Source organism: Streptomyces sp. NPDC048353 (genome assembly GCF_055587165.1).
In genome coordinates this window covers 123589-148468 of sequence record NZ_JBVJGU010000005.1, presented here as the reverse complement: position 1 = coordinate 148468, position 24880 = coordinate 123589, and the positions used below count along the sequence as shown (strand labels likewise).

At 73.8% G+C, this 24880-nt stretch carries 19 protein-coding genes and 2 tRNA genes; 18 read left to right on the top strand and 3 right to left on the bottom strand.

Annotated elements, in window-relative coordinates; all coding sequences use genetic code 11:
* The first annotated feature begins 91 nt into the window (after nt 1-91).
* The 10 genes from ACZ6RC_RS19310 (at nt 92) to ACZ6RC_RS19265 (ending at nt 11540) form a co-directional block, all read left to right on the top strand.
* Nucleotides 92-994, top strand: coding sequence for an SMI1/KNR4 family protein (locus ACZ6RC_RS19310; protein ID WP_469584693.1), 903 nt, complete (start codon nt 92-94; stop codon nt 992-994).
* A gap of 302 nt (nt 995-1296) precedes the next feature.
* Nucleotides 1297-2745, top strand: a complete 1449-nt coding sequence (locus ACZ6RC_RS19305; RefSeq protein ID WP_469584690.1) for a DUF2079 domain-containing protein — start codon at nt 1297-1299, stop codon at nt 2743-2745.
* Between the two features lie 113 nt (nt 2746-2858).
* The gene (locus tag ACZ6RC_RS19300) at nt 2859-4037 is read left to right on the top strand and encodes an acyl-CoA dehydrogenase family protein (RefSeq protein WP_469584688.1); all 1179 of its coding nucleotides are present in this window, start codon (nt 2859-2861) and stop codon (nt 4035-4037) included.
* Nucleotides 4034-4999 (top strand): bifunctional MaoC family dehydratase N-terminal/OB-fold nucleic acid binding domain-containing protein, encoded by a 966-nt coding sequence (locus ACZ6RC_RS19295; protein WP_469584685.1) that lies wholly within the window; start codon nt 4034-4036, stop codon nt 4997-4999. The genes ACZ6RC_RS19300 and ACZ6RC_RS19295 overlap by 4 nt, the downstream gene beginning before the upstream one ends.
* A 1-nt stretch (nt 5000) precedes the next feature.
* On the top strand, nt 5001-6227 hold the full coding sequence (locus ACZ6RC_RS19290) for an acyl-CoA dehydrogenase family protein (protein WP_469584682.1): 1227 nt from the start codon (nt 5001-5003) through the stop codon (nt 6225-6227).
* Nucleotides 6224-6736, top strand: a complete 513-nt coding sequence (locus ACZ6RC_RS19285; protein WP_469584680.1) for a MaoC family dehydratase — start codon at nt 6224-6226, stop codon at nt 6734-6736. The genes ACZ6RC_RS19290 and ACZ6RC_RS19285 overlap by 4 nt, the downstream gene beginning before the upstream one ends.
* A complete protein-coding gene (locus tag ACZ6RC_RS19280; protein ID WP_469584677.1) occupies nt 6733-7899 on the top strand; it encodes a lipid-transfer protein in 1167 nt (388 codons plus the stop codon). Before ACZ6RC_RS19285 ends, ACZ6RC_RS19280 begins: the two co-directional genes overlap by 4 nt.
* Before the next feature lie 52 nt (nt 7900-7951).
* Nucleotides 7952-8926, top strand: coding sequence for a DUF1906 domain-containing protein (locus ACZ6RC_RS19275; RefSeq protein WP_469584675.1), 975 nt, complete (start codon nt 7952-7954; stop codon nt 8924-8926).
* A gap of 245 nt (nt 8927-9171) precedes the next feature.
* Complete coding sequence (locus tag ACZ6RC_RS19270; protein ID WP_391139845.1) at nt 9172-9738, top strand: SigE family RNA polymerase sigma factor; 567 nt, start codon at nt 9172-9174, stop codon at nt 9736-9738.
* A gap of 155 nt (nt 9739-9893) precedes the next feature.
* Entirely contained in the window at nt 9894-11540 is a 1647-nt protein-coding gene (locus tag ACZ6RC_RS19265; protein ID WP_453616194.1) for a long-chain fatty acid--CoA ligase, read from the top strand.
* A 223-nt stretch (nt 11541-11763) separates the two neighbouring features.
* On the opposite strand, the gene ACZ6RC_RS19260 is transcribed toward ACZ6RC_RS19265, so the two are convergent.
* Together ACZ6RC_RS19260 and ACZ6RC_RS19255 are read right to left on the bottom strand one after the other, a co-directional pair.
* Nucleotides 11764-15888 carry a PAS domain-containing protein gene (locus ACZ6RC_RS19260; protein WP_469584670.1) on the bottom strand — a complete coding sequence of 1375 codons (4125 nt, stop codon included), beginning with the start codon at nt 15886-15888 and terminating at the stop codon, nt 11764-11766.
* A 286-nt stretch (nt 15889-16174) separates the two neighbouring features.
* Nucleotides 16175-16630 carry an SSI family serine proteinase inhibitor gene (locus ACZ6RC_RS19255; RefSeq protein ID WP_469584667.1) on the bottom strand — a complete coding sequence of 152 codons (456 nt, stop codon included), beginning with the start codon at nt 16628-16630 and terminating at the stop codon, nt 16175-16177.
* 227 nt (nt 16631-16857) lie between these two features.
* Here ACZ6RC_RS19255 and ACZ6RC_RS19250 point away from each other — a divergent pair.
* Together ACZ6RC_RS19250 and ACZ6RC_RS19245 are read left to right on the top strand one after the other, a co-directional pair.
* A tRNA-Ser gene (locus tag ACZ6RC_RS19250) sits at nt 16858-16948 on the top strand.
* 251 nt (nt 16949-17199) lie between these two features.
* Nucleotides 17200-17272: transfer RNA gene (locus ACZ6RC_RS19245), tRNA-Arg, on the top strand.
* A gap of 807 nt (nt 17273-18079) precedes the next feature.
* Here the strand turns inward: ACZ6RC_RS19245 and ACZ6RC_RS19240 are convergent.
* Nucleotides 18080-18418 carry a DoxX family protein gene (locus ACZ6RC_RS19240; RefSeq protein ID WP_391139839.1) on the bottom strand — a complete coding sequence of 113 codons (339 nt, stop codon included), beginning with the start codon at nt 18416-18418 and terminating at the stop codon, nt 18080-18082.
* 198 nt (nt 18419-18616) lie between these two features.
* Here ACZ6RC_RS19240 and ACZ6RC_RS19235 point away from each other — a divergent pair, with 198 nt between their 5' ends.
* From ACZ6RC_RS19235 to ACZ6RC_RS19210, 6 genes are all read left to right on the top strand, one after another.
* Nucleotides 18617-18982: a PH domain-containing protein gene (locus ACZ6RC_RS19235; protein WP_391139837.1), complete on the top strand. Its 366-nt coding sequence runs from the start codon at nt 18617-18619 to the stop codon at nt 18980-18982.
* A gap of 133 nt (nt 18983-19115) precedes the next feature.
* Nucleotides 19116-20165, top strand: a complete 1050-nt coding sequence (locus ACZ6RC_RS19230; protein ID WP_469584663.1) for a BRO-N domain-containing protein — start codon at nt 19116-19118, stop codon at nt 20163-20165.
* A 179-nt stretch (nt 20166-20344) separates the two neighbouring features.
* Nucleotides 20345-21187: a DUF2797 domain-containing protein gene (locus ACZ6RC_RS19225; RefSeq protein ID WP_469584660.1), complete on the top strand. Its 843-nt coding sequence runs from the start codon at nt 20345-20347 to the stop codon at nt 21185-21187.
* A gap of 90 nt (nt 21188-21277) precedes the next feature.
* A complete protein-coding gene (locus tag ACZ6RC_RS19220) occupies nt 21278-22273 on the top strand; it encodes an amidohydrolase family protein (protein ID WP_469584657.1) in 996 nt (331 codons plus the stop codon).
* An 81-nt stretch (nt 22274-22354) separates the two neighbouring features.
* Nucleotides 22355-23092, top strand: a complete 738-nt coding sequence (locus ACZ6RC_RS19215; protein ID WP_391139829.1) for a response regulator transcription factor — start codon at nt 22355-22357, stop codon at nt 23090-23092.
* A gap of 131 nt (nt 23093-23223) precedes the next feature.
* Nucleotides 23224-24861 carry a sensor histidine kinase gene (locus tag ACZ6RC_RS19210; protein WP_469584651.1) on the top strand — a complete coding sequence of 546 codons (1638 nt, stop codon included), beginning with the start codon at nt 23224-23226 and terminating at the stop codon, nt 24859-24861.
* The last annotated feature ends 19 nt before the right edge of the window (nt 24862-24880 follow it).

Sequence of the window (24880 nt, the reverse complement as noted above, 5' to 3'; positions counted from 1 at the left end):
GTGGGGCACGGCCATGACCGCTCATCAGCAGGTCTTCTCTCCGGTGGTGATCTCCCGGCTCACGCGGCCGGCTGCTGGCTACGCTGCCTTCATGCCCGATCCGAAGGTCACCGCCCCTGACAGCAGCGGGCTCATCCCGCTCGTACCCCCGCCGGCCGGACCCGTGGATGCCACCGGTGACTGGGCCGCCGTAGAGGCAGGGATCGGCACCCGGCTGCCCGACGACTACAAACGGCTCGTCGAAACCTATGGCTGGGGCGAGTTCTGTGACGTCCTCTACCTTCGGACGCCCTTCGGCACCAGGCGGCACAACGGCATCACATGGCAGAGCGCCCGCCTCTCGGCATCTCCCGGGTGGGACAGCGAGCGCTACCCGTACCCGCTGCACCCGGCTCCGGGCGGGCTGCTGATCTGGGGCACCACCATGGACGCCGACCGGCTGTGCTGGCTCACCCAACGTGCCCCCGAGGAATGGCCTGTCGTGGTGTGGAGCAGTGAGGGCCGGTACGAGACGCACTCCGTGGGCGCGGCCGAGTTCATCAAGGGCTGGACCGCCGGACGTCTCAGTTCCGGCGTGCTCGGAGACATGGAACCGGGCCTGGCGCCGTGGTTCAACGCCTTTCGCAGCCGCACCCACAGGTGTCTGCGCCTGTCCGAGGGCTCGCTCTCCCATCCCGAGCGCCTGCGGATCCTGCGCGAGGCCCTGGCCCCTACCGCCGACCGGGGCTCATGGCGCTCTGAGCGCGACGATTCGGGGCAGGACCACTTCGCGACCGTCGACACCGACTGGCTGCTCACTTACGACGCTTCCCACCCTCACCAGATCCGGATCGCCTTCCCACCCGAACACCACGGCCTGGTCCGACAGCGTCTCTTCGCTGCCGTTCGTCTCATGGGGTGCGAGGTACGTCGGATCACGACCGCGACCGGGACGACGCCCCTGCCGACGTGGGAGACGATCACGGACGAAGAGCAGCGGGGACGGGTCGACTGACACGTGAGCCGGGCCGGGATCGAGCGCGAGGTCGGCGTAGCGCGCCCGCCGATTCGGTGGCAGGCCCTCCCCACGGGCCGCGGGTGCTCCAAGGCCGGGTTCGGGGAGGGCACAGTAGGGTCCCGCGCATGGGGAGTCGTGTGGGGTTGGCGGGGCTGCGGGTGCCGCGACAGCGGGGGGTGGGGGAGGGACCCGGCGGGGTCGCCGTGCCCGTCCGGGGGCGGCGGCGGGGGGTCGCGTCGGTTCTGTTGTGTTTCGTGGTGTGCTGCGGGCTCGGGCTGCAGTCGTGGACGGCGCTGCGGGTGACCGGGTTCGATCTCGGGATATTCGACCAGGCCGTACGCGCCTACGCGCACTTCGAGCTGCCCCGGTCGCCGATCAAGAACGTGCACCACGAGTTCCCGCCCGACTTCTCCCTCCTCGGCGACCACTTCACCCCGCTCCTGGCGCTGCTCGCGCCCCTCTACTGGCTGTGGGACGACCCGCGGACGCTCATCGTCGCCGAGGCCGCGCTCTTCGCCGCCGGGGTGCCGGTCGTCCGGCGGATCGCCCGGCACTGCTTCGCCGGGGCCGCCCCCGGCGTGGTGCGGCGGGCGGCCGATCTCGGCGGGCTCGTGTACGGGTTGGGGTGGCCGCTGCTGAACTCCTCGTACACCGGCTTCCACGAGGTCGCCTTCGCGGTCCCCGTCACGCTCCTCATGCTGGAGCGCGGCCTGGCCCGCCGCTACGGCGCCGCGGCCCTGTGGGCGGTCGTGCTGTGCCTGACCAAGGAGGACATGGGCCTGGTGGCGGGGGCGTTCGGCCTCCTCCTGGCGGTACGGGCCCACCGCGCCGGCGACCGCGCCGGGCGCGCCGTGGGGGCCGCGCTCGCCTTCGCCGGGCCGGCCCTCTCCGCCCTCGTCATCGTCTGGTTCCTGCCCGCCATGGGCAGCCCGCCCGGCTACTACTGGTCCTACGGCCGTCTCGGCGCCGACCCCGGTGCCGCACTGGCGCACGTCCTGACCGAACCCTGGCTGGTCCTCCAGGTCGCCGTCACCCCGGTCATGAAGATCGCCATGCTGGCCTGGATCCTCGGCACCCTGGCCCTCCTCCCGGCCGGCTCGCCCACCTTCCTGCTCGCCGTGCCGCTGCTGGCCGAACGGATGCTGTCCGACAACCCGAACCACTGGCCGGTGATCAACCACTACGACGCCTTCCTGTGGCCGATCCTCGTCACGGCGGCCCTGGAGACCCTCGCCCGCCTCCACCGCCAAGGCCCCCGCCGCCGCCCGCTCGTACGGTGGTCGGCGGGCGCCGCGGTCGTCCTCAGCTCGGCCGCGGCCGTCGCCCTCGGGCTCGGTCTCCTCGTCAACCCCGGTTCCTGGCAGCCCCGCCCCGACAAGCGCGCCCTGGCCGTGGCCGCCGAGCGCATCCCCGACGGCGCGACCGTGGAGGCGGACAACACCGTCGTCCCGCGGCTCTCCGCCCGCACGGACGTGGTCCTCGTCGACGCCACCCCGCGCGGCGCGGACTGGGTGCTCCTCCGCGTCGACGAACGCACCTTCCCCTTCGCCACGATCGACGAACAGCGCCGGCGCGTCGCCCTCCTCCTGGACCACGGCTACCACCCCGTCCTGCGCCAGGACGGGGTGGTGCTGCTGCGGCGCGTCGAGACCGTTCCCGTCCCCGGCACCCGGCTCCCCGGGCCGGACAGCCGGCCCGTCCGCGAGAAGGTCCCCTCCGACGTGGGCAGCGGTCTGTTCCAGCGGTAGAGCGCCCGGCCCCCGGGGGCCTCCCGAGGCCCATTCCGCCGGTGACCTTGACAGGGGTCGCTTATCTGACGGACAGTCAGAAACCTCGTCGCTGACCCGGGAGGTCCGTCGCCGTGCACCTCGCCCCGACCGAGCGGCAGCTGCGGCTGCGCGCCGAACTCCGCGCGTACTTCCGCGCCGTGATGCCCGACGGCCCCCCGCCCGCCACCGACACCGCCGCCCAGCGGACGCTGCTGCGCCGCATGGGCGCCGACGGCATGCTGGGGATCGGCTGGCCCGAGGAGTACGGCGGGCAGGGCCGCGGCCCCGACGAGCAGTTCGTCTTCTTCGACGAGGCGTACCGGGCCGGCGCCCCCGTCTCCATGGTCACCCTGAACACCGTCGGTCCGACCCTCATGAAGTACGGGACCCAGGAGCAGAAGGCCGCCTTCCTGCCCGCGATCCTCCGCGGCGACGTCGTCTTCGCCATCGGCTACAGCGAGCCCGAGGCGGGCACCGACCTGGCCGCCCTGCGGACCCGCGCGGTACGGGACGGGGACTCCTGGCGGATCGACGGCCAGAAGGTCTTCACCTCGAACGCCCAGAACGCCGACTGGATCTGGCTCGCCTGCCGCACCGACCCCGAGGCGCCGAAACACCGGGGCATCTCCATCGTCCTCGTCCCGACGGACGCCCCCGGCTTCTCCTGGACCCCGATCGAGACGGTCGGCGGGCTGACGACGACGGCGACGTACTACGACGGCATCCGCGTGCCCGCCGGGAACCTCGTCGGGGAGGAGAACGCCGGCTGGAGCCTGATCACCAACCAGCTCAACCACGAACGCGTCGCCCTCGCCGCGATCGGCATGCAGGCCGAGGACTTCTTCGCCGCCGCGCTCCGCCGGGCCCGCGTCCCCGACCCCGCGACCGGACGGCGGCGCGTCGACGAGCCGTGGGTACGGATCCGCGCGGCCGAGGCGCACGCCCGGCTGGCGGCCACCCGCCTGCTCAACTGGCGCCTCGTGGCCGACGTGGGCGCCGGGCGGCTCGCCCCGGGGGACGCGAGCGGAGTGAAGGTCGCCGGCACCGAATCGGCGGTCGAGGTCTACCGCGTCTGCCAGGAGATCGCGGGCGCCCCGGGCCTGGTCAGGGCGGGATCCCCCGGATCGTGCGACGGCGGCGAGCTGGAGCGGATGAACCGGGCCGCGCAGATCAACACCTTCGGAGGGGGCGTCAGCGAGGTGCAGCGCGAGATCGTCGCCACGATGCGGCTCGGCATGGGACGGACCCGCGGGGGAGGCGGTCACCGATGAGCACGGGCCCCGAGGACGGTCTCCCCGACCTGAGTGCGCGGCTCGCGGCGTACGAAGGGCGGGTCGCCGCCTCCGCCGGCGTCGGCAAGGACCCCGTCAACGAGCCGATGATCAGGCACTGGTGCGAGGCCATGGGCGACACCAGCCCGGCGTACCGCGGACCGGACGCCGTCGCGCCGCCCACCATGCTCCAGGCGTGGACGATGGGCGGCCTCTCCGGGCACACCGACCGCTCCGAGGCGTACGACGAGCTGCTCGCCCTCCTCGACGGCGCCGGATACACCTCCGTCGTCGCCACCGACTGCGAGCAGGAGTACCTGCGCCCGCTCCGGCCCGGCGACCCGATCACCTTCGACGCCGTCATCGAGGCGGTGTCGGAGCGCAAGACCACCACGCTCGGCACCGGCTACTTCGTGACGACCCGCATGGACGTCCGTACCCGCGGCGAACTCGCCGGCACCCACCGCTTCCGCATCCTGAAATACGCCCCCCGGAGCCGTGCGAACCGCCCGAACCCCCCGACTCCCCGTACGGAATCCTCGGCCGCCGCCCCCGCGCGGCGGCCGCGGCCGGTGGTCAACCGGGACAACGCCGGCTTCTGGGAGGGCGTCGCCGCGCACCGGCTGCTCATCCAGCGCTGCACGGCGTGCGCGGTCCTGCGGTTCCCCTGGCTGCCCGGCTGCCACGCCTGCGGCTCGCAGGAGTGGGACACCGTCCGGGCGGGCGGAGCCGGGACCGTCTACTCGTACGTCGTCATGCACCACCCGCCGTTCCCCGCCTTCGACCCGCCCTACGCCGTCGGGCTCGTCGAACTCGCCGAGGGCGTCCGGATCGTCAGCAACGTCATCGGCGTGCCCTACGACAAGGTCCGGATCGGGATGCCGGTCCGCCTGGAGTTCCTGCGGGTGGACGCGGAGCTGGAGCTTCCGGTCTTCCGGGCGACGGCGGAAGGCGAGGGCTGACATGGACTTCACCCCCACGGAGGAGCAGGCGGCGGCCGCCGGGCTCGCGGCGCGGATCTTCGGCGACCTCGCCACGCACGAACGGCTCGCCGCCGCCGGTACGGGCTCGGACGCCGAGCTGTGGAAGGCGCTGTGCGCGGCCGGGCTGCCGGAGGCGGTCGAGGAGACCGGGCTCCTCGGCCTCGTGCTGCTGGCCGAGGAACAGGGGCGGACGACCGCCCAGACGCCGTTCACGGCGAGCTGCGTGTACGGACTCCTCGCCGTCGCCCGCCACGGTACGGACGAACAGCGCGCCCGCCTGCTGCCCGGCCTCAGGGACGGTACGACGGTGGTGACCGGGGCCTTTCCCGCCACCGGTGCCGTACGCGCCGGCCCGGACGGGCGCCTGTCCGGCGAGGTGGGCTGGGTCCCCTGGCTGCGGGACGCGACGCACGTCCTCGTACCGGACGGGGAGCACACGCTCTGGCTGGTTCCCGTCACCGAAGCGACCGGTGGAGTTGGTGGAGTGAGCAGGGCCAGTGCGACCGATGGGGTCGGTGTGGTGAGTGGGGCCGGTGGGACAGGTGTGGTCTGTGCGACCGGTGAGGCGGCCGAGGGGAGGCGTACGGCCGAGGTGACCGTGACGCCCGTCGACCTCACCGCCCCCTGGGCCGCGGGCCGTCTCGTCCTGGACGGCGCCCGCGCCGAACGCCTCGGCGACCCCTCGGGCCGAGCCCCCGCCTCAAGCTCCGCACCCCCTGGCCCGCCGTCCGCCTACGACGACGTGCTGACCATGGCCCGGATCGCCTTCGCGGGGCTGCAGGCCGGGGTCTGCGCGGGGTCGCTGGCCCGGGCGGTGGCGTACACCTCCGTACGGGAACAGTTCGGGCGGCCCCTCGCCACCCGCCAGGCGGTACAGCTGCGGGCCGCCGACGCCCACATGGACACCGAGGCGATCCGGGTCACCGCCTACGAGGCGGCCTGGCTCCACGACCACGGCCACGACCAGGGCCGACACCACAGGCAGTCGGCGGCGGAGCAGGCGCTGACGGCGGCCTGGTGGGCGTCGGAGGCGGGGAAGCGGGTCGTGCACGCGGGGCAGCACCTGCACGGGGGCATGGGGGCCGATCTCGACCACCCGGTCCACCGGCACTTCCTGTGGGGCAGGCAGCTCGACGCGTACCTCGGCTGCGGTACCGAACTCCTCGCCGAGCTCGGCGACCTCCTCGCGAACGGAGACCCGACATGAGGGCAGGGGACGAACTGCCTCCGCTGGAGATCCCGATCACCCGCACGCTGATCGTCGCCGGGGCGGTCGCCTCGCGCGACTACCAGGACGTGCACCACGACGCCGAGCTGGCGCGGGAGAAGGGCTCCCCGGACGTCTTCATGAACATCCTGACCACCAACGGCCTGGTCGGGCGGTACATCACCGACCACTTCGGACCCGGCTGCGTCCTCCGGAAGGTGGCCATCCGGCTGGGCGCCCCCAACTATCCCGGCGACACGATGACGCTGACCGGCACGGTCACGGAGGTCGACGGCGCCACAGCCCGGGTGCGGGTGACCGGCGCCAACGGCATCGGTCACCACGTCACCGGCACCGTGACCCTGACCGTGGCCGAGGTCCCCTCCGGTCCGTCCTCCTCCGGTCCGTCCTCCTCCGGTCCGTCCTCCTCCGGTCCGTCCTCCTCCGGCCCGTCCTCCTCCGGCCCGTCCCCCTCCGCACCGTCCTCCTCGTCCGGAGGGGCGGTATGAGCGTCCGCCGGGCCGACACCCTCGGGGGCCGCGCCGCCATCGCCGGGATCGGGGCGACCGAGTTCTCCAAGGACTCCGGCCGCAGCGAGCTGAAGCTCGCCGTCGAGGCCGTGCACGCGGCACTCGACGACGCCGGGCTCTCCCCGGCGGACGTCGACGGCATGGTCACCTTCACCATGGACACCAGCCCGGAGATCACCGTCGCCCAGGCGGCCGGCATCGGCGAGCTGTCCTTCTTCTCCCGCGTCCACTACGGCGGCGGGGCCGCCTGCGCCACCGTCCAGCAGGCCGCCCTCGCCGTCGCCACCGGTGTCGCCGAAGTCGTCGTCTGCTACCGCGCGTTCAACGAACGCTCGGGCCGCCGCTTCGGCTCCGGAGTCCAGCGGCGGGAGCCCTCCGCCGAGGGCGCCGCGCTCGGCTGGCAGCTCCCCTTCGGGCTGCTCACCCCGGCCTCGTGGGTCGCGATGACCGCCCAGCGGTACCTGCACGCGTACGGGCTGACGCCGGAGGCCTTCGGCCATGTCGCCGTCACCGGTCGACGGCACGCCGCCCGCAACCCGGCCGCCTATTTCCACGGGAAGCCGATCACCCTCGCCGACCACGCCGCCTCCCGCTGGATCGTGGAACCCCTCCGCCTCCTCGACTGCTGCCAGGAGACCGACGGCGGCCAGGCGATCGTCGTCACCTCCGCCGAACGGGCCCGCGGTCTGCGCCGTCCCCCCGCGCTGGTCCTCGCCGCCGCCCAGGGCGCGGGCCGCCGCCAGGAGGCGATGACCAGCTTCTACCGCGACGATCTGACCGGGCTGCCGGAGATGGGGGTGGTGGCCCGGCAGCTGTGGCGGACCTCCGGGCTCGCTCCGGACGACATCGATGTCGGGATCCTCTACGACCACTTCACGCCGTTCGTCCTGATGCAGTTGGAGGAGTTCGGTTTCTGCGGGCCGGGCGAGGCGGCGGACTTCGTGGCGGCGGACGCGCTGCCGCTGAACACCCACGGCGGGCAGCTCGGGGAGGCGTACCTGCACGGCATGAACGGCATCGCGGAGGCGGTACGGCAGGTCCGCGGTACCTCCGTGAACCAGGTGCCTGGCGCGGCCAGGACGCTGGTCACGGCGGGCACCGGGGTTCCCACATCCGGGTTGATCCTGGGCACGGACGGCTGAGGGGGCGGCCTGAGCGGTGGCCGCCCGGGGCGGGTGGCTCTTCACTCGCCCCATGGACTGCTCTCAGGACGTGACGGGGCCTCACCACCGGGCCGTGCGGGCGCGCGCGCTGGTCCCGGCCGTGGTGGCCGCGCTCACCGCGGCCGTGCTCGCCGCCCCGGCGACGACCCCCGCGAAGAACCCCACGAGGAACGGCACGGCGCCCCCGGCGAACGCCTCCGTGACGGCCCCGGAAGCCCCGGCGGCGCCGGGCGCGCCGGGAGCAGCCCCGGCCGCCCCCGGAGCCGTGGCCCCCGGCCGCGCCGCGCTCAGCACCTTCGTGGGCAAGGCCTTCGACACCTGCGAGGCGCCCTCCCTCGCGGTGATGAAGGCCTGGCGCGCCTCGCCGTACCGCGCTCTCGGCATCTACTTCGGCGGCCGCGGCCGCGGCTGTCTCACCCAGCAGCACCTCACCCCCGCGTGGGTCTCCGAGGTGCACGCGCTCGGCTGGCGGCTGCTGCCGCTCTTCGTCGGCTCGCAGGCTCCGTGCGTCTTCGCCGAGCACAAGAAGGACGTCCCCATCGGCCGTACGCCGTGGACCCAGGGCACCGTCGAGGGGGCGGACGCGGTCAGGGCGGCCCGCGCGCTGGGCATCGGGCCGTCCAGCCCGCTCTACCTCGACATGGAGGCGTACAAGATCACCGACCTGGCCTGTGCCGACACGACCCTCCTCTTCGTCCGGGCCTGGAACCGCGAGGTCCGCCGCCTCGGCTATCTGCCCGGCTTCTACAGCAGTGTCGACAGCGGCATCCGCCACCTGGAACAGGAGCGGAAGGCCGGGACCCCGGACCTGCCGGCGGTGCTGTGGTTCGCCCGCTGGAGCGGCGCACCGGCGCTGTACACGGAGCCCCTGCTGCCGTCGACGGCCTGGCGGGAGTACGGACGGATCCACCAGTACGCGGGCAACGTCACGGAGTCGTACGGCGGCAGCCGGATGGCGATCGACCGCAACGCGGTCGACGCCCCCGTCGCCGAGATCCTCCCCTGACTCCCGGGGCCCCGGCCCCGGCTCCGCCCCTGATCCAGCCGCCCACCCCGCCCCCTCCCCGGCCCCTGTCCGGCCTCTCCCCAGCCCCGGGGTCCCGCCCCGCCTCCTCCCCGACCCTTACTCGGGCAGGGCACGGGCTCCACCTTCAGGAGGTCCAGCTGTCCCCACCCCTACAACCTGAGGCGGAGTGCGGTTCGCGACCTGGGGCCGATCCCCCGGCAGCTCCCCGCTCCTAGCGTGGAGTCATGACTCCGCCACCTTCTGGCCCCGTCTGCGCCGGCGCCTCCACGGCCGCCCGGGGGGCCGCCGTGACCATCGGCTACCCGTCCTTCTCCTCGTACGTACGGGCCCGTGGCCCCGTACTGCTGCGCACCGCCCGCTCGCTGACCGCGAACCCGTCGGACGCCGAGGACCTGCTGCAGACCGCGCTGGCCAAGACCTTCGTCGCCTGGGAGCGGATAGAGGACCACCGCGCCCTGGACGGTTACGTCCGCCGCGCGCTGCTGAACACCCGTACGTCGCAGTGGCGCAAGCGCAAGGTCGACGAGTTCGCCTGCGACGAGCTGCCGGAGCCGGTCGGGCTGCCCGAGCCGGACCCGGCCGAGCGGCAGGTCCTGCACGACGCGATGTGGCGTGCGGTGATGAAGCTTCCCGACCGTCAGCGGGCGATGGTGGTCCTGCGGTACTACGAGGACCTGAGCGAGGCGCAGACGGCCGAGGTGCTGGGCGTCTCCGTCGGCACGGTGAAGAGCGCGGTGTCCCGGGCCCTCGGCAAGCTCCGCGAGGACCCGGAGCTGTCCCCCGTACGGTGAAACCCTCACGGGTTACCGCAGGTACGAAGCCTGCCGGCGGACCGGCGCCAGCGATCGCTGGCAATTTCCCTACTCCCGGGTAGTGACATACCGAGTGGTATGTGAGCAGAATCCTCACACCCTTACTGCCACGTAGCGCCCACCGGGAGGACGCCGTGCTGAGCACCATGCAGGACGTACAGCTGACCGTGACCCGCATCCTCAAGCACGGGATGACGATCCACGGAAAGTCTCTGATCACCACCTGGACCGGTGAGCCCGAGCCGCAGCGCCGCACCTTCGCGGAGACGGGGGCACGCGCGACCCAGCTGGCCAACGCCCTGCGGGACGAGCTCGGAGTCACCGGCGACCAGCGGGTCGCGACGCTGATGTGGAACAACGCCGAGCACGTCGAGGCGTACTTCGCGATCCCCTCCATGGGCGCGGTCCTGCACACCCTCAACCTGCGGCTTCCCCCCGAGCAGCTCGTGTGGATCGTCAACCACGCCGCCGACCGCGTGGTGCTCGTGAACGGCTCGCTGTTGCCCCTCCTGGCGCCGCTGCTGCCCCACCTGCCGACCATCGAGCACATCGTGGTGTCGGGCCCCGGCGACCGTTCCGTCCTCGACGGCGTGGCGCCCCGCGTGCACGACTACGACGAGCTGATCGCCGGCCGCCCCACCACCTTCGACTGGCCCGAGCTGGACGAGCGCTCCGCCGCGGCCATGTGCTACACCTCCGGCACCACCGGCGACCCCAAGGGTGTCGTCTACTCCCACCGCTCCATCTACCTGCACTCGATGCAGGTGAACATGGCCGAGTCGATGGGGCTCACGGACAAGGACACGACGCTCGTCGTCGTCCCGCAGTTCCACGTCAACGCCTGGGGCCTGCCGCACGCCACCTTCATGACCGGCATCAACATGCTCATGCCGGACCGGTTCCTCCAGCCGGCCCCGCTCGCCGACATGATCGAGCGTGAGAAGCCGAGCCATGCCGCCGCCGTCCCCACCATCTGGCAGGGCCTGCTCGCCGAGGTCACCGCCCACCCGCGCGACCTCTCCTCCATGCGCCAGGTCACCATCGGCGGCGCGGCCTGCCCGCCCTCGCTCATGGAGGCGTACGACAAGCTCGGCGTCCGTCTCTGTCACGCCTGGGGCATGACCGAGACCTCCCCGCTCGGCACCATGGCGCACCCGCCGGCCGGGCTCTCCGAGGAGGAGGCGTGGCCGTACCGCGTCACCCAGGGCCGGTTCCCGGCCGGTGTGGAGGCCCGTCTCGTCGGCCCCGCCGGCGAACACCTGCCCTGGGACGGCGAGTCGGCCGGTGAGCTGGAGGTCCGCGGCACCTGGATCGCGGGCTCGTACTTCGGCGGGATCGACGGTGAGGCGATTCGCCCGGCGGACAAGTTCAGTGAGGACGGCTGGCTGAAGACCGGCGACGTCGGCGTGATCAGCCCCGACGGCTACCTCACGCTCACCGACCGCGCCAAGGACGTCATCAAGTCCGGCGGCGAGTGGATCTCCAGCGTCGAGCTGGAGAACGCGATCATGGCGCACCCGGAGGTCGCCGAGGCCGCCGTCGTCGCCGTGCCGGACGAGAAGTGGGGCGAGCGCCCGCTCGCGACCGTCGTCCTCAAGGAGGGTTCGACGGCCGACTACGCCTCCCTCAGGGCGTTCCTCGCGGAATCGGTCGCCAAGTGGCAGCTCCCGGAGCGCTGGGCGATCGTGCCGGCCGTGCCGAAGACGAGCGTGGGCAAGTTCGACAAGAAGGTGATCCGCAAGCAGTACGCGGAGGGCGAGCTGGACGTGACACAGCTGTAGTCCGGAAGGACGGCCGACCGGCCGGACGGCGGGCGGGGGGGGGGGGGGGGGGGGGGGGGGGGCGGGCGCCCCCCCCCCCCCCCCCGCCCCCCGGCCCGGGCCGGGGGGCGCCGGCCCCCCCCCCCCGGCGCCCGGCGGGCCGGGGGGGGGGGGGTGGGGAGGAGGCTTCGGCCTCCTCCCCACCGCCCGTTCTCCCGTTCCGTATGCCGGTACGGGAGGGCGCCTAGTTCGTCCCTATCTTCGCCAGCAAATCCACGATCCGGGCCTGTACCTCGTTGCTCGTGGACCGTTCGGCCAGGAAGAGCACCGTCTCGCCGGACGCCAGCTTCGGCAGCTCCGCCTCGTCGAGTCCGGCGGAGGTGTAGACGACGAGCGGGGTGTGGTTCAACTGGCCGTTCGCGCGCAGCCAGTCGATGATCCCGGCCCGGCGGCGGCGGACCTGCATCAGGTCCATCACCACGAGGTTCGGCCGCGTCTGGGTGGCCAGTGCGACCGCCTCGGTGTCGGTCGCGGCCCGCGCCACCTGCATCCCGCGCCGCTCCAGGGTCGCGGCGAGCGCCACCGCGATCTCCTCGTGCTCCTCGATGAGCAGGACGCGGGACGGGTGCTGCTCGCTGTCGCGGGGCGCCAGCGCCTTCAGGAGTACGGCGGGGTCGGCGCCGTAGGCCGCTTCCCGGGTCGCCTGGCCGAGCCCGGCGGCGAGCAGGACCGGCACCTCGGCGGCGACGGCGGCCCGGCGCAGCGACTGCAGGGCGGTGCGGGTGATCGGGCCGGTCAGCGGGTCGACGAAGAGCGCGGCCGGGAAGGCGGCGATCTGGGCGTCGACCTCCTCGCGGGAGTGGACGATCACCGGGCGGTAGCCGCGGTCGCTGAGCGCCTGCTGCGTGGCGACGTCCGGCGCGGGCCAGACCAGCAGCCGGCGCGGGTTGTCGAGCGGCTCCGGGGGCAGCTCGTCGTCGACGGGCTGCGGCAGCGGCCTGTTCGCGACCTCGACCGCGCCGCCGGGGCCGTCCAGCGGCTCGGGGCCCTCGGCGGAGCCCGCGGCGGGCGCCCCTATGGCGTACGCGCGGCCCTCGGGGGCGGCGGGGGCGCGCTTCGGCGCGGGAACGGCGGGCTGCGGGTGCGGCCTGGCCCCCGTCTCCGAGGCGGCGGCGGGGCCCGCGGCGGCGCCGCCTGCCGGGGCCGGCGTCGGCCGGTCGCCGTCGGGCGGTGTGGCGAGCTTGCGCCGCCGCCCCGAGCCGTTGGAACCGTTCGTGCCGTTCGCGCCGTTGGTCCCCGCCCCTGCGCCCGTGCCGGGGCTGGTGCCGGTACCGGTGGTGGTGGTCTGGTTCGGCGCGGCCTGCTGGGCGGCCAGTTGCTGGGCCGCGATCTGCTGGGCGAAGGGGACGCCCTGACCGAGCGTCCGGACGCTGAACGCCCGCCCGCCCAGGGACCGGTCCTTCGCGGCCGGTTCGCCCGGCGCCGCGTCCTGCGGTGCCGGTGCCTCGGCGGGCAACGGCTGGGCCGCCGGCAGCGGTACGGAGCCGGTCTCGGGACCGGCCTCCTGCAGCGGGACCGAGGAGACCGGGGAGGCCGGGGAGTGCGAGGCGTCCGGGGCGCCCAGGGTCCCGGCCGGGGCCTCCGGGGCGGGGGCGGCCGCCCGGCGCCGGCCGGTGGGCTCGACGGGCGGGTGCGGCTGGGGCTGCGCGTGCGGGTGGACCTGCGGGGACGTGGAATCACCGTCCGGGGCGGCGGACCGTGCAGCGTCGTGCTGCCCCTCGTCGCTCACGAGGAGGGGGGCCGGGGCCGCCACGGGCCCCGGCTGGGCCTGGACCTCCTGGCCCGTACCGACGCCCGTGCCGATGCCTGTGCCGGTGCTCGTACCGACGCCCGTACCGACACCCCTACCGGTGCTCGCGTCCGTACCCATGCCCGCGCCGGGGCCGGGGCCCGGGCCCGCGTCCAGGTCCGTGCCCGCGTCCAGGTCCGTGTCCGGGTCGGCGTCCGCCGGGGGCAGCGCGAACGGGGTGCGCGGTCCGGCCTCGGCCGCCGCCGCCCGCTCCTGTGCGGCCGCGAGCGCGCGCCGCCGACGTCCGGTGGGCTGCGCCGAGGCGGCCTCCTCCGGGCTCGCCACGGCGGGCAGGGCCCGGGCCAGGGCGGGAGCGGAGGAGGCGGCGGCGGAAGCCTCCACCGGGACGCCCTGCGGGGGCACGGTGTCCCCGAGCGCGGCACGGCCCTGTGCGCTCTCGGCCGCGGTCACCACGGAGCCCTCGGCGGGCCGGCCGCGCCGCCGGCCGGTGGGCCCGGAGACCTCACCGGCCGAGCCCGGCGCGGAGTTCGGGCCGGCGTGCGGGGCGGTGCCCGGTGCCGTCCCCGCGTTCTGGGCCGGGATCAGGTCGGCGGGAGATCCCGTGACGGAACCGGCGGGGGCCCCGGCCGGCGCCGCCGTCTCCGTACGGCCGCGGCGGCGCCCCGTCGGGCCGGGAGCGTCCTCAGGAGCGACCGAACTGTCGAGGAAGGCGTCGGTGGACGCCCGCCGGGCGCGCCGACGGCCGCCGCCCTGGGTCTCGGAAGCCTGCGCGGGCAGCGCGAGCTGCCCCGCCTGGGGCCGCTGCCCGGAGGCCGCCTGCCCCGCGTGCCCCGGGGCGGTCCCCTGGGCGGGCTGCAGCTCCGGCCGCCCGTGAGCCGGGGCCTGCCCCTGAGCCGAGATCTGACCCTGAGCCGAGATCTGCCCCTGCCCTTGACTCTGGGCCGGGGTCCGGGGGGCGGGCGGCGAGGCGACCGTCCCCTTCCCGGCGCCGAGCGGCACCTCGAGGACGTACGCGCTGCCGCTCGTCCCGGGCACCTCGTGCGTCTGCACCACACCGCCATGCGCCGCCACGATCCCGCGCACGATGGGCTGGTGGACCGGGTCGCCGCCGGCGTACGGGCCGCGCACCTCGATCCGTACGACATCGCCGCGCTGCGCGGCCGCCACCACGATCGTCGAGTCGGCGTAGCCGGCCCCCGGGACGACCCGGGCCTTGCCGGTCGAGTCGACCCCGGCCACGTCCGCGACGAGGTGCGCGAGCGCGGTCGCGAGGCGTCCCGCGTCCACCTCCGCCTCGATCGGCGGCGCGTGCACCGCGAACTGCACGCGGCCCGGCCCGATGAGTTCCACGGCCCCGTCGACCCCGGCGCTCACGGCCGAGTCGAGCGGCACGACGCTCTTGTCCAGCGCCTCCGTCCCGGCGTCGAGCCGCTGGTAGCCGAGGACGTTGTCGACGAGCGTGGTCATCCGCGCGTACCCGGCGGCCAGGTGGTGCAGCAGCTGGTTGGCCTCAGGCCACAGCTGGCCGGCGTCATCGGCGGCGAGGGTGGAGAGTTCGGTGCGCAGCTCCTCCAGGGGCCCGCGCAGCGACTCGCCGAGGACGGCCGTCAGCTGCTCGTGCCGGGCGGCCAGCGCCTCGTGGCGCTCCTCCCGCTCGGCCAGCTCGGCCTCGTACCGCTCCTTCCGCTGCTCCAGTTCGGCGGCGTGGCGCTCGGTGAGGGCGGCGAGTTCGGCGGTGTTCTTCTCGACGAGCTGTTCGTACGGCCGGCGGTCGGTGAAGGTCATGACGGCGCCGACGAGCTGGTCGCCGTCGCGCACCGGCGCGGTGGTCAGGTCGACGGGCACCCGCGAACCGTTCTTCGCCCACAGCACCTGCCCGCGGACCCGGTGCTTGCGCCCGGACTTGAGCGTGTCGGCGAGCGGCGACTCCTCGTACGGGAACGGCTCGCCGTCCGGCCGGGAGTGCAGGATCAGCGGGTGCAGCTCCTTGCCGCCGAGGTCGCTGGCGCGGAAGCCGAGGATCTGTGCGGCGGCGGGGTTGACGAGGACGACCCGTCCGTCGGTGTCCGTGCCGACCACGCCCTCGGCTGCGGCGCGCAGGATCATCTCGGTCTGGCGCTGCGAGCGGGCCAGTTCGGCCTCGGTGTCGAGGGTGCCGGTGAGGTCGCGGACGACGAGCATGAGCAGCTCGTCGCCGGTGTACCCGCTGTACGAGTCGTAGGCCTCGCGCCCGTCCTCGAGGCTGGCGCTGGTCACCTCGACGGCGAACTCGCTGCCGTCGGTCCGGCGGGCGATCATCCGGGTCGGCTTGGTGCGGCCCCGCTCGTCGGTGCCCTCGGGCAGCCGCATGGAGCCGGGGATCAGCCGGGAGTCGAAGCCGGGCAGAAGATCGAGCAGCCCGCGCCCGACGAGCGCGGTGCCGGGGGTCTCGAACATGCCGAGGGCGATGGTGTTGGCGTTGACGACCGTGCCGTTGCAGTTGACGAGCACGAGGCCGTCGGGGAGGGCGTCAAGTATGGCTGCGAGGCGAGCAGCGCCTCGGGATGGCCTGCTGCTCACGACGACGCTTCCTCCCTGACCCACTGCACCTTGCCCGGCGGCTGGCCGGCCCCATCTTGCCTCTCGGGCCGCGGCCTGTCACTGAAGGAGTCTAAGGGCAGGCCCGGTGGGCGGGGGGCGAGGTCGCATGCCACCGGCAGGATCCGAACGTCATTCTCACGCGATCGCCGCACGTCATCACGGCGTCCGGGCCCCGCGAGCGCCGGTCGTACGCGACCGGTCGTGCGCCCCCCGCCGTGCGGGAACAGGTGAACGGCGGGCCGTGGAGGCGGTGGTGCCGGGCCGGTCAGCGCACCCGGGGCAGGATGGGCTCCAGGTTCTCCCAGCGGGCGATCTCGCATCCGTCGGCCCGGGAGAAGTCCGCGTCGACGCGCCGGCCCTGCCAGGTCCCCTCGACGTGGGCGACGGCGGGGCCGCCGTACTGCTGGGTGCAGAAGCGGTCCTTCCCGACGGGCGCGAACGGGTCCCGGCCCTCGTCGGCGAGCTGCCCGAGCCGCCGGCAGGCGTTGTGCGCGGCGGGGTGGTCCCCGCCGGCCTCGCCGCCGCACTCCAGCTTGAAGGTGCCGTCGGCCTCGCGGTGGCCGCTCTTGGCGATGGTGACGGTGAGGGCGTCGGGCGCCGAGAGCAGCGGCAGCGGTGGCAGGGGCCCGGTGAGGAGGGCGGGGACGGCGGTGGCGGGGGTGGTGCCGGCGAGGGTCGCGACAGCGGTGGCGACGGTCGCGAAGACGAGGCGGCGCAGCATACGAACTCCAGGATGGCGGGCGAGGGGCTTACGGGATGGGCCCCGTCTCCTCTAACGCTCCGTACGCCCGTTCGTTGCGCAGCCGGGGGCGGGTGGGCGGCGCGGCGAAGGGGGGAAGGGCTTTGCTCTCCGGCCCGGAGGGCTAGTACGGTGAGAAGCGATTGGTGACACCCGGCTCGCCTGTGTCATCATCTGCACGCACCATCCGCGCCCGCGCGGAGGTGCATGGAGGCGTCGCCTAGTCCGGTCTATGGCGCCGCACTGCTAATGCGGTTTGGGTCTTAAAGCCCATCGAGGGTTCAAATCCCTCCGCCTCCGCCCCACCCGAAGCCCCGGCCCCCACGGCCGGGGCTTCGCCCGTTCCGGGCCCGCCCCGCTGCCCTCTGCCGAAGCTTTTCGGTCCCGAGGCGCCGCCGCGCCGCCTCACCCACCTGGCGCACGCCGATCCCTGCAGAATGGCGTTTCAGCAGGTCAGAGGGGGTGTGACTAATGGATTTCGCGCTACGGCGCAGGTCATGTAATGTTGTTCCCGCAACGCCGACCGGCAAGAAAAAAGCCGGGAAGCACAAGCACTCGTAGCTTAACGGATAGAGCATCTGACTACGGATCAGAAGGTTGCAGGTTCGAATCCTGCCGAGTGCACACAGCTCAGAGGCCCCCTGGACATCGTCCAGGGGGCCTCTGACATCAGCGGGTGACATCAACGTCCACGAGCAGGCCGATCAAGCAGCCGGCGACTTCCCGGCCGCCTCGCCCTGTTTCTCGTCGGCGTCGTCAAGGCCCAAGGCGTCGTCCATCCGATCGGCTGCCGCCCTGAGCGTCGTCTGTCACGCATGGCGCACGACGACTCCATGCTTCTGGGATACCGCAGCTTTCCGAGCCCATCTTGTCCGACTGTTGAGCCGCCTACGCTTCATGTCGTGATGAACTCAGAGGACGACCAGACGGTCCGTATGCGACGAGAACTGGCTGGCTACGCCGCGCGTAGTGACGAAGGGTTGGACAACTTCCTCGGTCACATAAGGCACCGCATAGAAGCAGCTCGGCAGAGGGGGGTGAACGTGCCTGAGACCCTTTCCGAGCGGGTGGGCCGGCTGTCCGACAGGCGTGGATGGCCGCCATTGAGCTGATCCAAGGCTGCTGCCGCTTTGGCGTAGTGAGCCACCCCCCCCCACCCGGCGCCTCGCGGCTTCCTCGCACCCTGACCCCGCCCATGGCGGCGAGTTCAGAGGGCCTATGGCGCAACCACCCGCTCGACCCATGCACCCGAACTCGTTGCCCTGGTCGTTGTCCGGTTCGCTCATGAACACCGCCGTTCACAGCGCGCACGCACCCTGCATGAGCTGCCACGCGTACGCACCGCAGTGGGATTGTGCCGAGTGCACAGCAGGCCAGAGGCCCGGACGAGAGTCCGGGCCTCTGGCGTTTCCGGGGGGCGCCCCGGTGGGGTCAGGTCAGGGTCAGGGTCGCGAGGGCCGGGGCGGCGTAGAGGAGGGGGAAGGGGATGTGGGTGTACGAGCGGGCGCGGAGCACCGTCAGGGCCGCGCCCGTGAAGTAGAGGACCAGGCCGATCGCGGCGATCGCGCCGATGTAGGGGAGGAACAGGCCCGCCACGAGGCCGGCGGCTCCCGCCGCCTTGGCCGTGCCGAGCCAGGGCCACCAGGAGCGCGGGACGCCGTAGTCGGCGAGCGGCTCCACGACCCACTGGGCCTTCAGGAAGACCGAGGCGGCGGAGAAGCCCGCCATAACGGCGGCGATGATCGTGACGACGACGTACGTGGTGGACATCCGGTGCTCCTCGGGTGGCGGGCGCCGGTGCGTTCGCTCCGGCGTCTCGGTGGGTCCGTCACCGCACTGACACCCGGCGCCGCGCGAGTGTGACAGCCTCCGCGAAGTTTTTTCTGCACGCCTGACCCCGCTGCCGCCGCCCCCACAGGGGCGATAAGGTCGGAAGATCCTTTTGTCGTTCTTCTTGGGGGGTCCCACATGGCGCTGTTCGGAAACGCGCACGCGATCGATCCGGCGCAGGCGCAGCAGGACTACGCACGGCTGCTCGGCCAGGGCGAGCAGATCCACGCCGCGTACCTGCTGATCCGCGACACCATCTTCTTCACCGACCGGCGGCTCGTCCTCGTCGACAAGCAGGGCATCACCGGCAAGAAGGTGGAGTACCACTCGATCCCGTACCGGAGCATCACGCACTTCGCCGTCGAGACCGCCGGCACCTTCGACCTCGACGCCGAGCTGAAGATCTGGATCTCCGGCAACTCCGTGCCCGTCCAGAAGACCTTCACCAAGGGCGTCGACATCTACGAGGTGCAGGCCATCCTCACCCAGTTCGTGGCGCGGTAGTCCACCCGCCCCGAGCGAAAGAGGAAGGCCCCCTGGTTCCCAGGGGGCCTTCCTCTTTCGGGTGAACATCCCCGCATTTGCATGTCAGTTGAATATGCCATCGGCCTAGCTTCGGTAACGGAGGTGAGGCTCGATGGACGAGCAGCTCGAACAGCGGGACGCGATCGACGTCGACGACTTCGTATACGCGGCCACCGGAGCGCGTATCCGCAGGATGACGATGCCGGACGGGACGCACTGGTTCCCCGCGGTCGACGTGGCGGGGAGCCTCGGATACGCCGACGCCCGCGACGCCCTCCGCTCCCACGTCCCCCCGCAACACGCCACCCCGCTCGCCGATCTCGTACGCATCGCCGCCGGATCCACGCGGCCCGCCGACGACGGCGCGCAGACCGGCCCGGACGCGCCGGCCCCTGCCGAGGAGCCGCCCGGGCACGCGGGACGGGGAGAGCAGGCAGGGGCCGCGCGGGCGATCGCGGCCCAAGGGCTCAAGCGCTCCATGCGAATGGTGAACCTCCAAGGGCTCGTCCAACTCGTCAACGGCTCCTCCGAACCCACCGCCGGCCCCTTCCAGGCCTGGGTCGGCGACCTCGTCGCCACCATCCAGCGCGACGGTTCGTACGCGCTCGAACCCGCCCCCGCCCACCCCGGCTGCGTCATGCCCCAGGAGATCGTCGACATCATCGTCCGGCTCGAAGAGCGGACCCTGCGGCTCGGCGAGGAGTTCGCCGCATGGGAAGAGGGCGGCGGCGCGGACGCCGCCGAAGGGCTGGCCCCGGGGCACGACGGCGTAGAACGCGGTGGGGAGCGGGACGCGCTGCTGCGCGAGGCCCGCCGCGTCCAGCGGGACACGGCCCGCGCCCTCTCCCGTATCGCCGACTCCCTCGAACGCCGGCCCTTCCCCGCCCAGCGCACCCGCCCCCCGATGACCCCCCAGGAACTCCTCGACACCTGGCACGCCGACCGCCTCCCCGTCACCGGGGACGTACGCGCCGTCGCCGCCTACCTCGCCCCCGCGCTCGTCCGCGGCGGCGCGCGGTACCGGCTGGAGGAGATCGCGCGGCGCACCGGCCTCACCGTCGACCGGGTCCGGGACAGCGTCGACCTGCTCGTCGGCCGCGGGTGCGTGCGGCAGACCCGCTCCTCCGCCGACGGCGCGCGGATCTTCCTGCTGCCCGAGTGACGTGACGCGTCCGTCCACCGGCGCGCGTGGCGCAGACTGGAGACCGAGACCGAGACCGAGACCGAGACCGAGAACGAGAACGAGAACGAGCCCGAGACCGAGACCGCGTTCGAGAAGGACCAAGGGCCTGGGGCGAGGGCAGGGCGGAGGGCAAGGGCGTGGTGTGGCGGAGCGCCGGCATGACGTGGGGCGGAGGCGCGCCCGGCCTCCGGTGGGCCGGCGGGCGGGTCTCCTCCCTCGCCTACGGGCAGCCGCTCGCCTTCCGGGCCGTCGACGGCCGGCGCTGCCCCGGGGCCCGGGGCAACCCGTGCCCCCTCGCCGCGACCGTTCCCGCGCGGAGCACCGGCGGCCTCTGCGCCGAGTGCGCGCGGCTCGACCGGCTGCGTTCGGTCGCCGCCGACACCGTCGCCGACGATCCCCGGCCCTACCGCGTGTACCTCGCCTGGTTCGGCCCCGGCATGACCAAGGTCGGCATCACCGCCGAAGCCCGCGGCGACGCCAGGCTCCTGGAGCAGGGCGCCGTCACCTTCGGCTGGCTCGGGCGCGGCCCGCTCATGGCCTGCCGACGGACCGAGGAAGTCCTCCGGCACGCCCTGAAGGTGCCCGACCGGATCCCGTACGCGCGCAAGCGGGGCGTACGGCACGACCTGCCGCCCGCCGCCGAGCGCGCCGGGCAGGTCGAGGAGCTGTACGGGCACGTCGTGGCCCTGCCCCGCTGGGCCGAGACCCTGGAACCGGCCGCCCTGGAGATACGCGACCACGCGGACGCCTTCCGTCTCGACGGGCTCCCCGCGCCCTCCGGGACCGTCGCCGAACTCGTCGAAGGCGGTGTCGTCGCCGGCCGCCTCCTCGCCGCCGCCGGGCCCGACCTGCACCTCCTCGACTCCGCGGGGCGCTGCCTCGTCCTCGACACCCGTCTCCTGCACGGCTGGGGGCTCGCCTCGGCCGACCCCGACGCCCCCGTCTCCGTACCGGTGGCCGAAAACAGGGCCGAACCCCCGGACCAGGCCGGGCTCTTCTGACACCCAGGGCAGGGGCGGCGCCCCCTGAGGCCGTCGACGGCCCCTCCCTCTCCTGGACACACCCGCCCCTCCCGGCCCAGGCTGATCCACATGACCCGGACCCCGAGCACCCGGCCGCCGAGCGCCGACGGCACCGCCCCCGACCCCGAGCCCGCTCCCGACCCCGAGCCCGCTCCCGACCCCGAGCCCGCTCCCGACCCCGAGCCCGCTCCCGGCCCCGCGGACGATCCGCGGCGGTTCGTCGACGCGCTCGGGCTGCCCGGGCTGGTCGACGTCCACACCCACTTCATGCCGCAGAACGTCCTCGACAAGGTCTGGGCCTACTTCGACGCCGTCGGCCCGCTGACCGGCCTGGAGTGGCCCATCACCTACCGCGAGGAGGAGGACCGCCGCGTCGAACTGCTCCGCGGCTTCGGCGTCCTCGCCTTCACCTCGATGCTCTACCCCCACAAGCCGGGCATGGCCGGCTGGCTCAACGGCTGGGCCGCCGACTTCGCCGCCCGTACCCCCGACTGTCTGCACACCGCCACCCTCTATCCCGAGCCGGAGGCCGCCGGATACGTCGACCGGGCCGTCGCGTCCGGCGCCCGGGTCTTCAAGGTGCACCTCCAGGTCGGCGGATTCGACCCCAACGACCCGCTCCTCGACGCCGGTTGGGGTGCCCTCGCCGACGCGGGCGTACCGGTCGTCGTCCACTGCGGCTCCGGCCCCACTCCCGGCGCGCACACCGGCCCCGGCCCCATCGGGAAGGTGCTCGCCCGCCATCCCCGCCTGCGGCTGATCGTCGCGCACATGGGCATGCCCGAGTACACCGAATTCCTCGACCTCGCCGAGCGGTACGAAGGCGTCCACCTCGACACGACCATGGCCTTCACCGACTTCAGCGAACGCCTCGCGCCCTTTCCCGCCGCCGAGCTGCCGCGCCTGCGCGCCCTCGGCCACCGGATCCTCCTCGGCTCCGATTTCCCGAACATTCCCTACCCGTACGTCCACCAGCTCCACGCCCTCGAACGGCTCGGCCTCGGCGACGACTGGATGCGGGCCGTCCTCCACGACAACGCGGCGAAGCTGTTCGACCTCCCCTAGACGAGGCCCGTCCCTGCCGTTCTCAGCCAATTCACAGGGAAGCGCAAGGGTGCTCTCAGCCCCTCCGGCCAGCGTGGCAGCATGACCGCGACCACGCCTCGACGGCGCACCGAACTGATCCGGCCCGACGGCTCGGCCGTCCGCGTCCTCGTCGTGGACGACGAGGCGCCGCTCACCGAGCTCCTCTCCATGGCCCTGCGGTACGAGGGCTGGCGGGTGCACAGCGCGGGCGACGGGGCCGGCGCCCTGCGGGCCGCCCGGGAGTTCCGGCCCGACGCGGTGATCCTGGACGTGATGCTCCCCGACATGGACGGCCTCGCCGTCCTCGGCGGACTGCGGCGCGAGCAGCCCGACGTGCCCGTGCTCTTCCTCACCGCCAAGGACGCCGTCGAGGACCGGATCGCCGGGCTGACGGCGGGCGGCGACGACTACGTCACCAAGCCGTTCAGCCTGGAGGAGGTCGTGGCCCGGCTGCGCGGCCTCATCCGGCGCTCCGGCGCCGCGCCCGCCCGCAGCGACTCCCTCCTCGCGGTCGGCGACCTCACCCTGGACGAGGACAGCCACGAGGTCACCCGCGGCGGCACGTCGATCCACCTCACCGCCACCGAGTTCGAGCTGCTGCGCTACCTCATGCGCAATCCGCGCCGGGTGCTCAGCAAGGCGCAGATCCTCGACCGGGTGTGGTCGTACGACTTCGGCGGCCAGGCCAACGTCGTGGAGCTGTACATCTCCTACCTCCGGCGGAAGATCGACGCGGGGCGGTCCCCGATGATCCACACCCGGCGCGGGGCCGGATACCTCATCAAGCCGGGGGAGTAGCCCCGGTGGGCGGTTTGCGCCGACGCGGTATCGGACGCGGTGTCGGACGCGGTGTCGGACGCGGTATCGGACTCGGTATCGGACACCCCCGCCGCCTCCGCAGGATCCGCCGCCTCCGCGGGCTTCGCGCCGTGCGCGGGCCCTGGTCCCTTCGCACCCGGCTGGTCGTCTCCGCCGTCGCCCTGATCGCCGTCGTCGCCGCCGTGATCGGCACGGTGACGACGTTCGCCTTCCGCTCCTACCTCTACGACCAGGCGGACACCCAGCTGCGGAACGTCGCGAACCGGGCCGCCGGCCGGCCGGTCAGCCTCGGCGACCTGCCCGGCCTGCCCGGTCTGCCCGCGAAGGGGCCCCACGACCCCCTCGGCTTCGTCGTCGGGCCCGGCGCCCCGCTCGGCACGCTCGGGGCGGTCGTCGTCGACGGCGAGCTGGGCGCCGCCGGGCTGTCCGAACCGCCCGAGCAGGGCGCGTACGGGCCGGCGTACAAGGTGCGCGCCCTCGGCGCCGCCCAGCGCGCCGCCCTCGCGGCCGCCCCCCGTGACGGCGCGCCCCACACCGTCGAACTCCCCGGCCACGGCGGCGCCTACCGTGTCCAGTACGCCACCGGGGAACGCGGCGACTACCTCGTCGGGCTGCCCCTGAACGAGGTCGAGGAGGCCCTCTCCACCCTGATCCTCGTCGAGTTGAGCGTCACGGGCGCCGGACTGGTCGCCGCCTCCCTCGCCGGCGGCGCGATGGTCGGGATCGCGCTGCGCCCGCTGCGCCGGGTCGCCGCGACCGCCACCCAGGTCTCCGAACTTCCCCTCCACAGCGGCGAGGTGGCCCTACACCAGCGGGTACCGGACGCGGAGGCCGATCCCCGGACCGAGGTCGGCCAGGTCGGCGCGGCCATCAACCGGATGCTCGACCACGTCCACTCCGCGCTCCACGCCCGGCAGCGGAGCGAGACACGGGTACGGCAGTTCGTCGCCGACGCCGGTCACGAGCTGCGGACACCGCTGGCCTCGATCCGGGGCTACGCCGAGCTGACCCGGCGCGGCGGCGAGGAGTGCGGCCCCGACACCCGGCACGCGCTCGGCCGGATCGAGTCCGAGGCGGTACGGATGACCGGCCTGGTGGAGGACCTGTTGCTGCTCGCCCGGCTGGACGCGGGACGCCCGCTGTCGTACGAGGCCACGGAGCTGGTCCCGCTGGTGGTGGACGCCCTGAGTGACGCCCGTGCGGCCGGCCCCGAGCACCACTGGCGGCTCGTCCTGGGCGAGTGCGCGGCGGGGCCCGGGCGGGAAGGGGAGCCTCGCCCCGGCTCCGCCCGGGCCCCTTCCGCCCTCGTCGTACGGGCCGACGGCGCCCGGCTGCACCAGGTCCTGGTCAACCTCCTCGCCAACGCCCGTACGCACACCCCGCCCGGCACCACCGTCACCGCCCGCGTGCGCGGGCTCGGCGGACGGGTCCTGGTCGAGGTCGAGGACGACGGGCCCGGGGTCCCCGCCGCGCTTCTTCCGCACGTCTTCGAGCGGTTCGCCCGCGGGGACGCGTCCCGCTCCCGCCAGGCGGGCAGTACGGGGCTCGGCCTGGCGATCGTCCGGGCGGTCGTGCGCGCGCACGACGGCGAGGTGAGCGTCACCAGCGTCCCCGGCCGCACCGTCTTCACCGTCGCGCTCCCCCGCCCCGCCCCGAGCACGCCCGCCGGCTCGCCGGCCCCGGACCACGGCTCACGGGCCCCGGACCACGGCTCACAGGCAAAGCACAGGCTCATCACACGGCCGTGACAGCCGCCCCGGCGAGGGT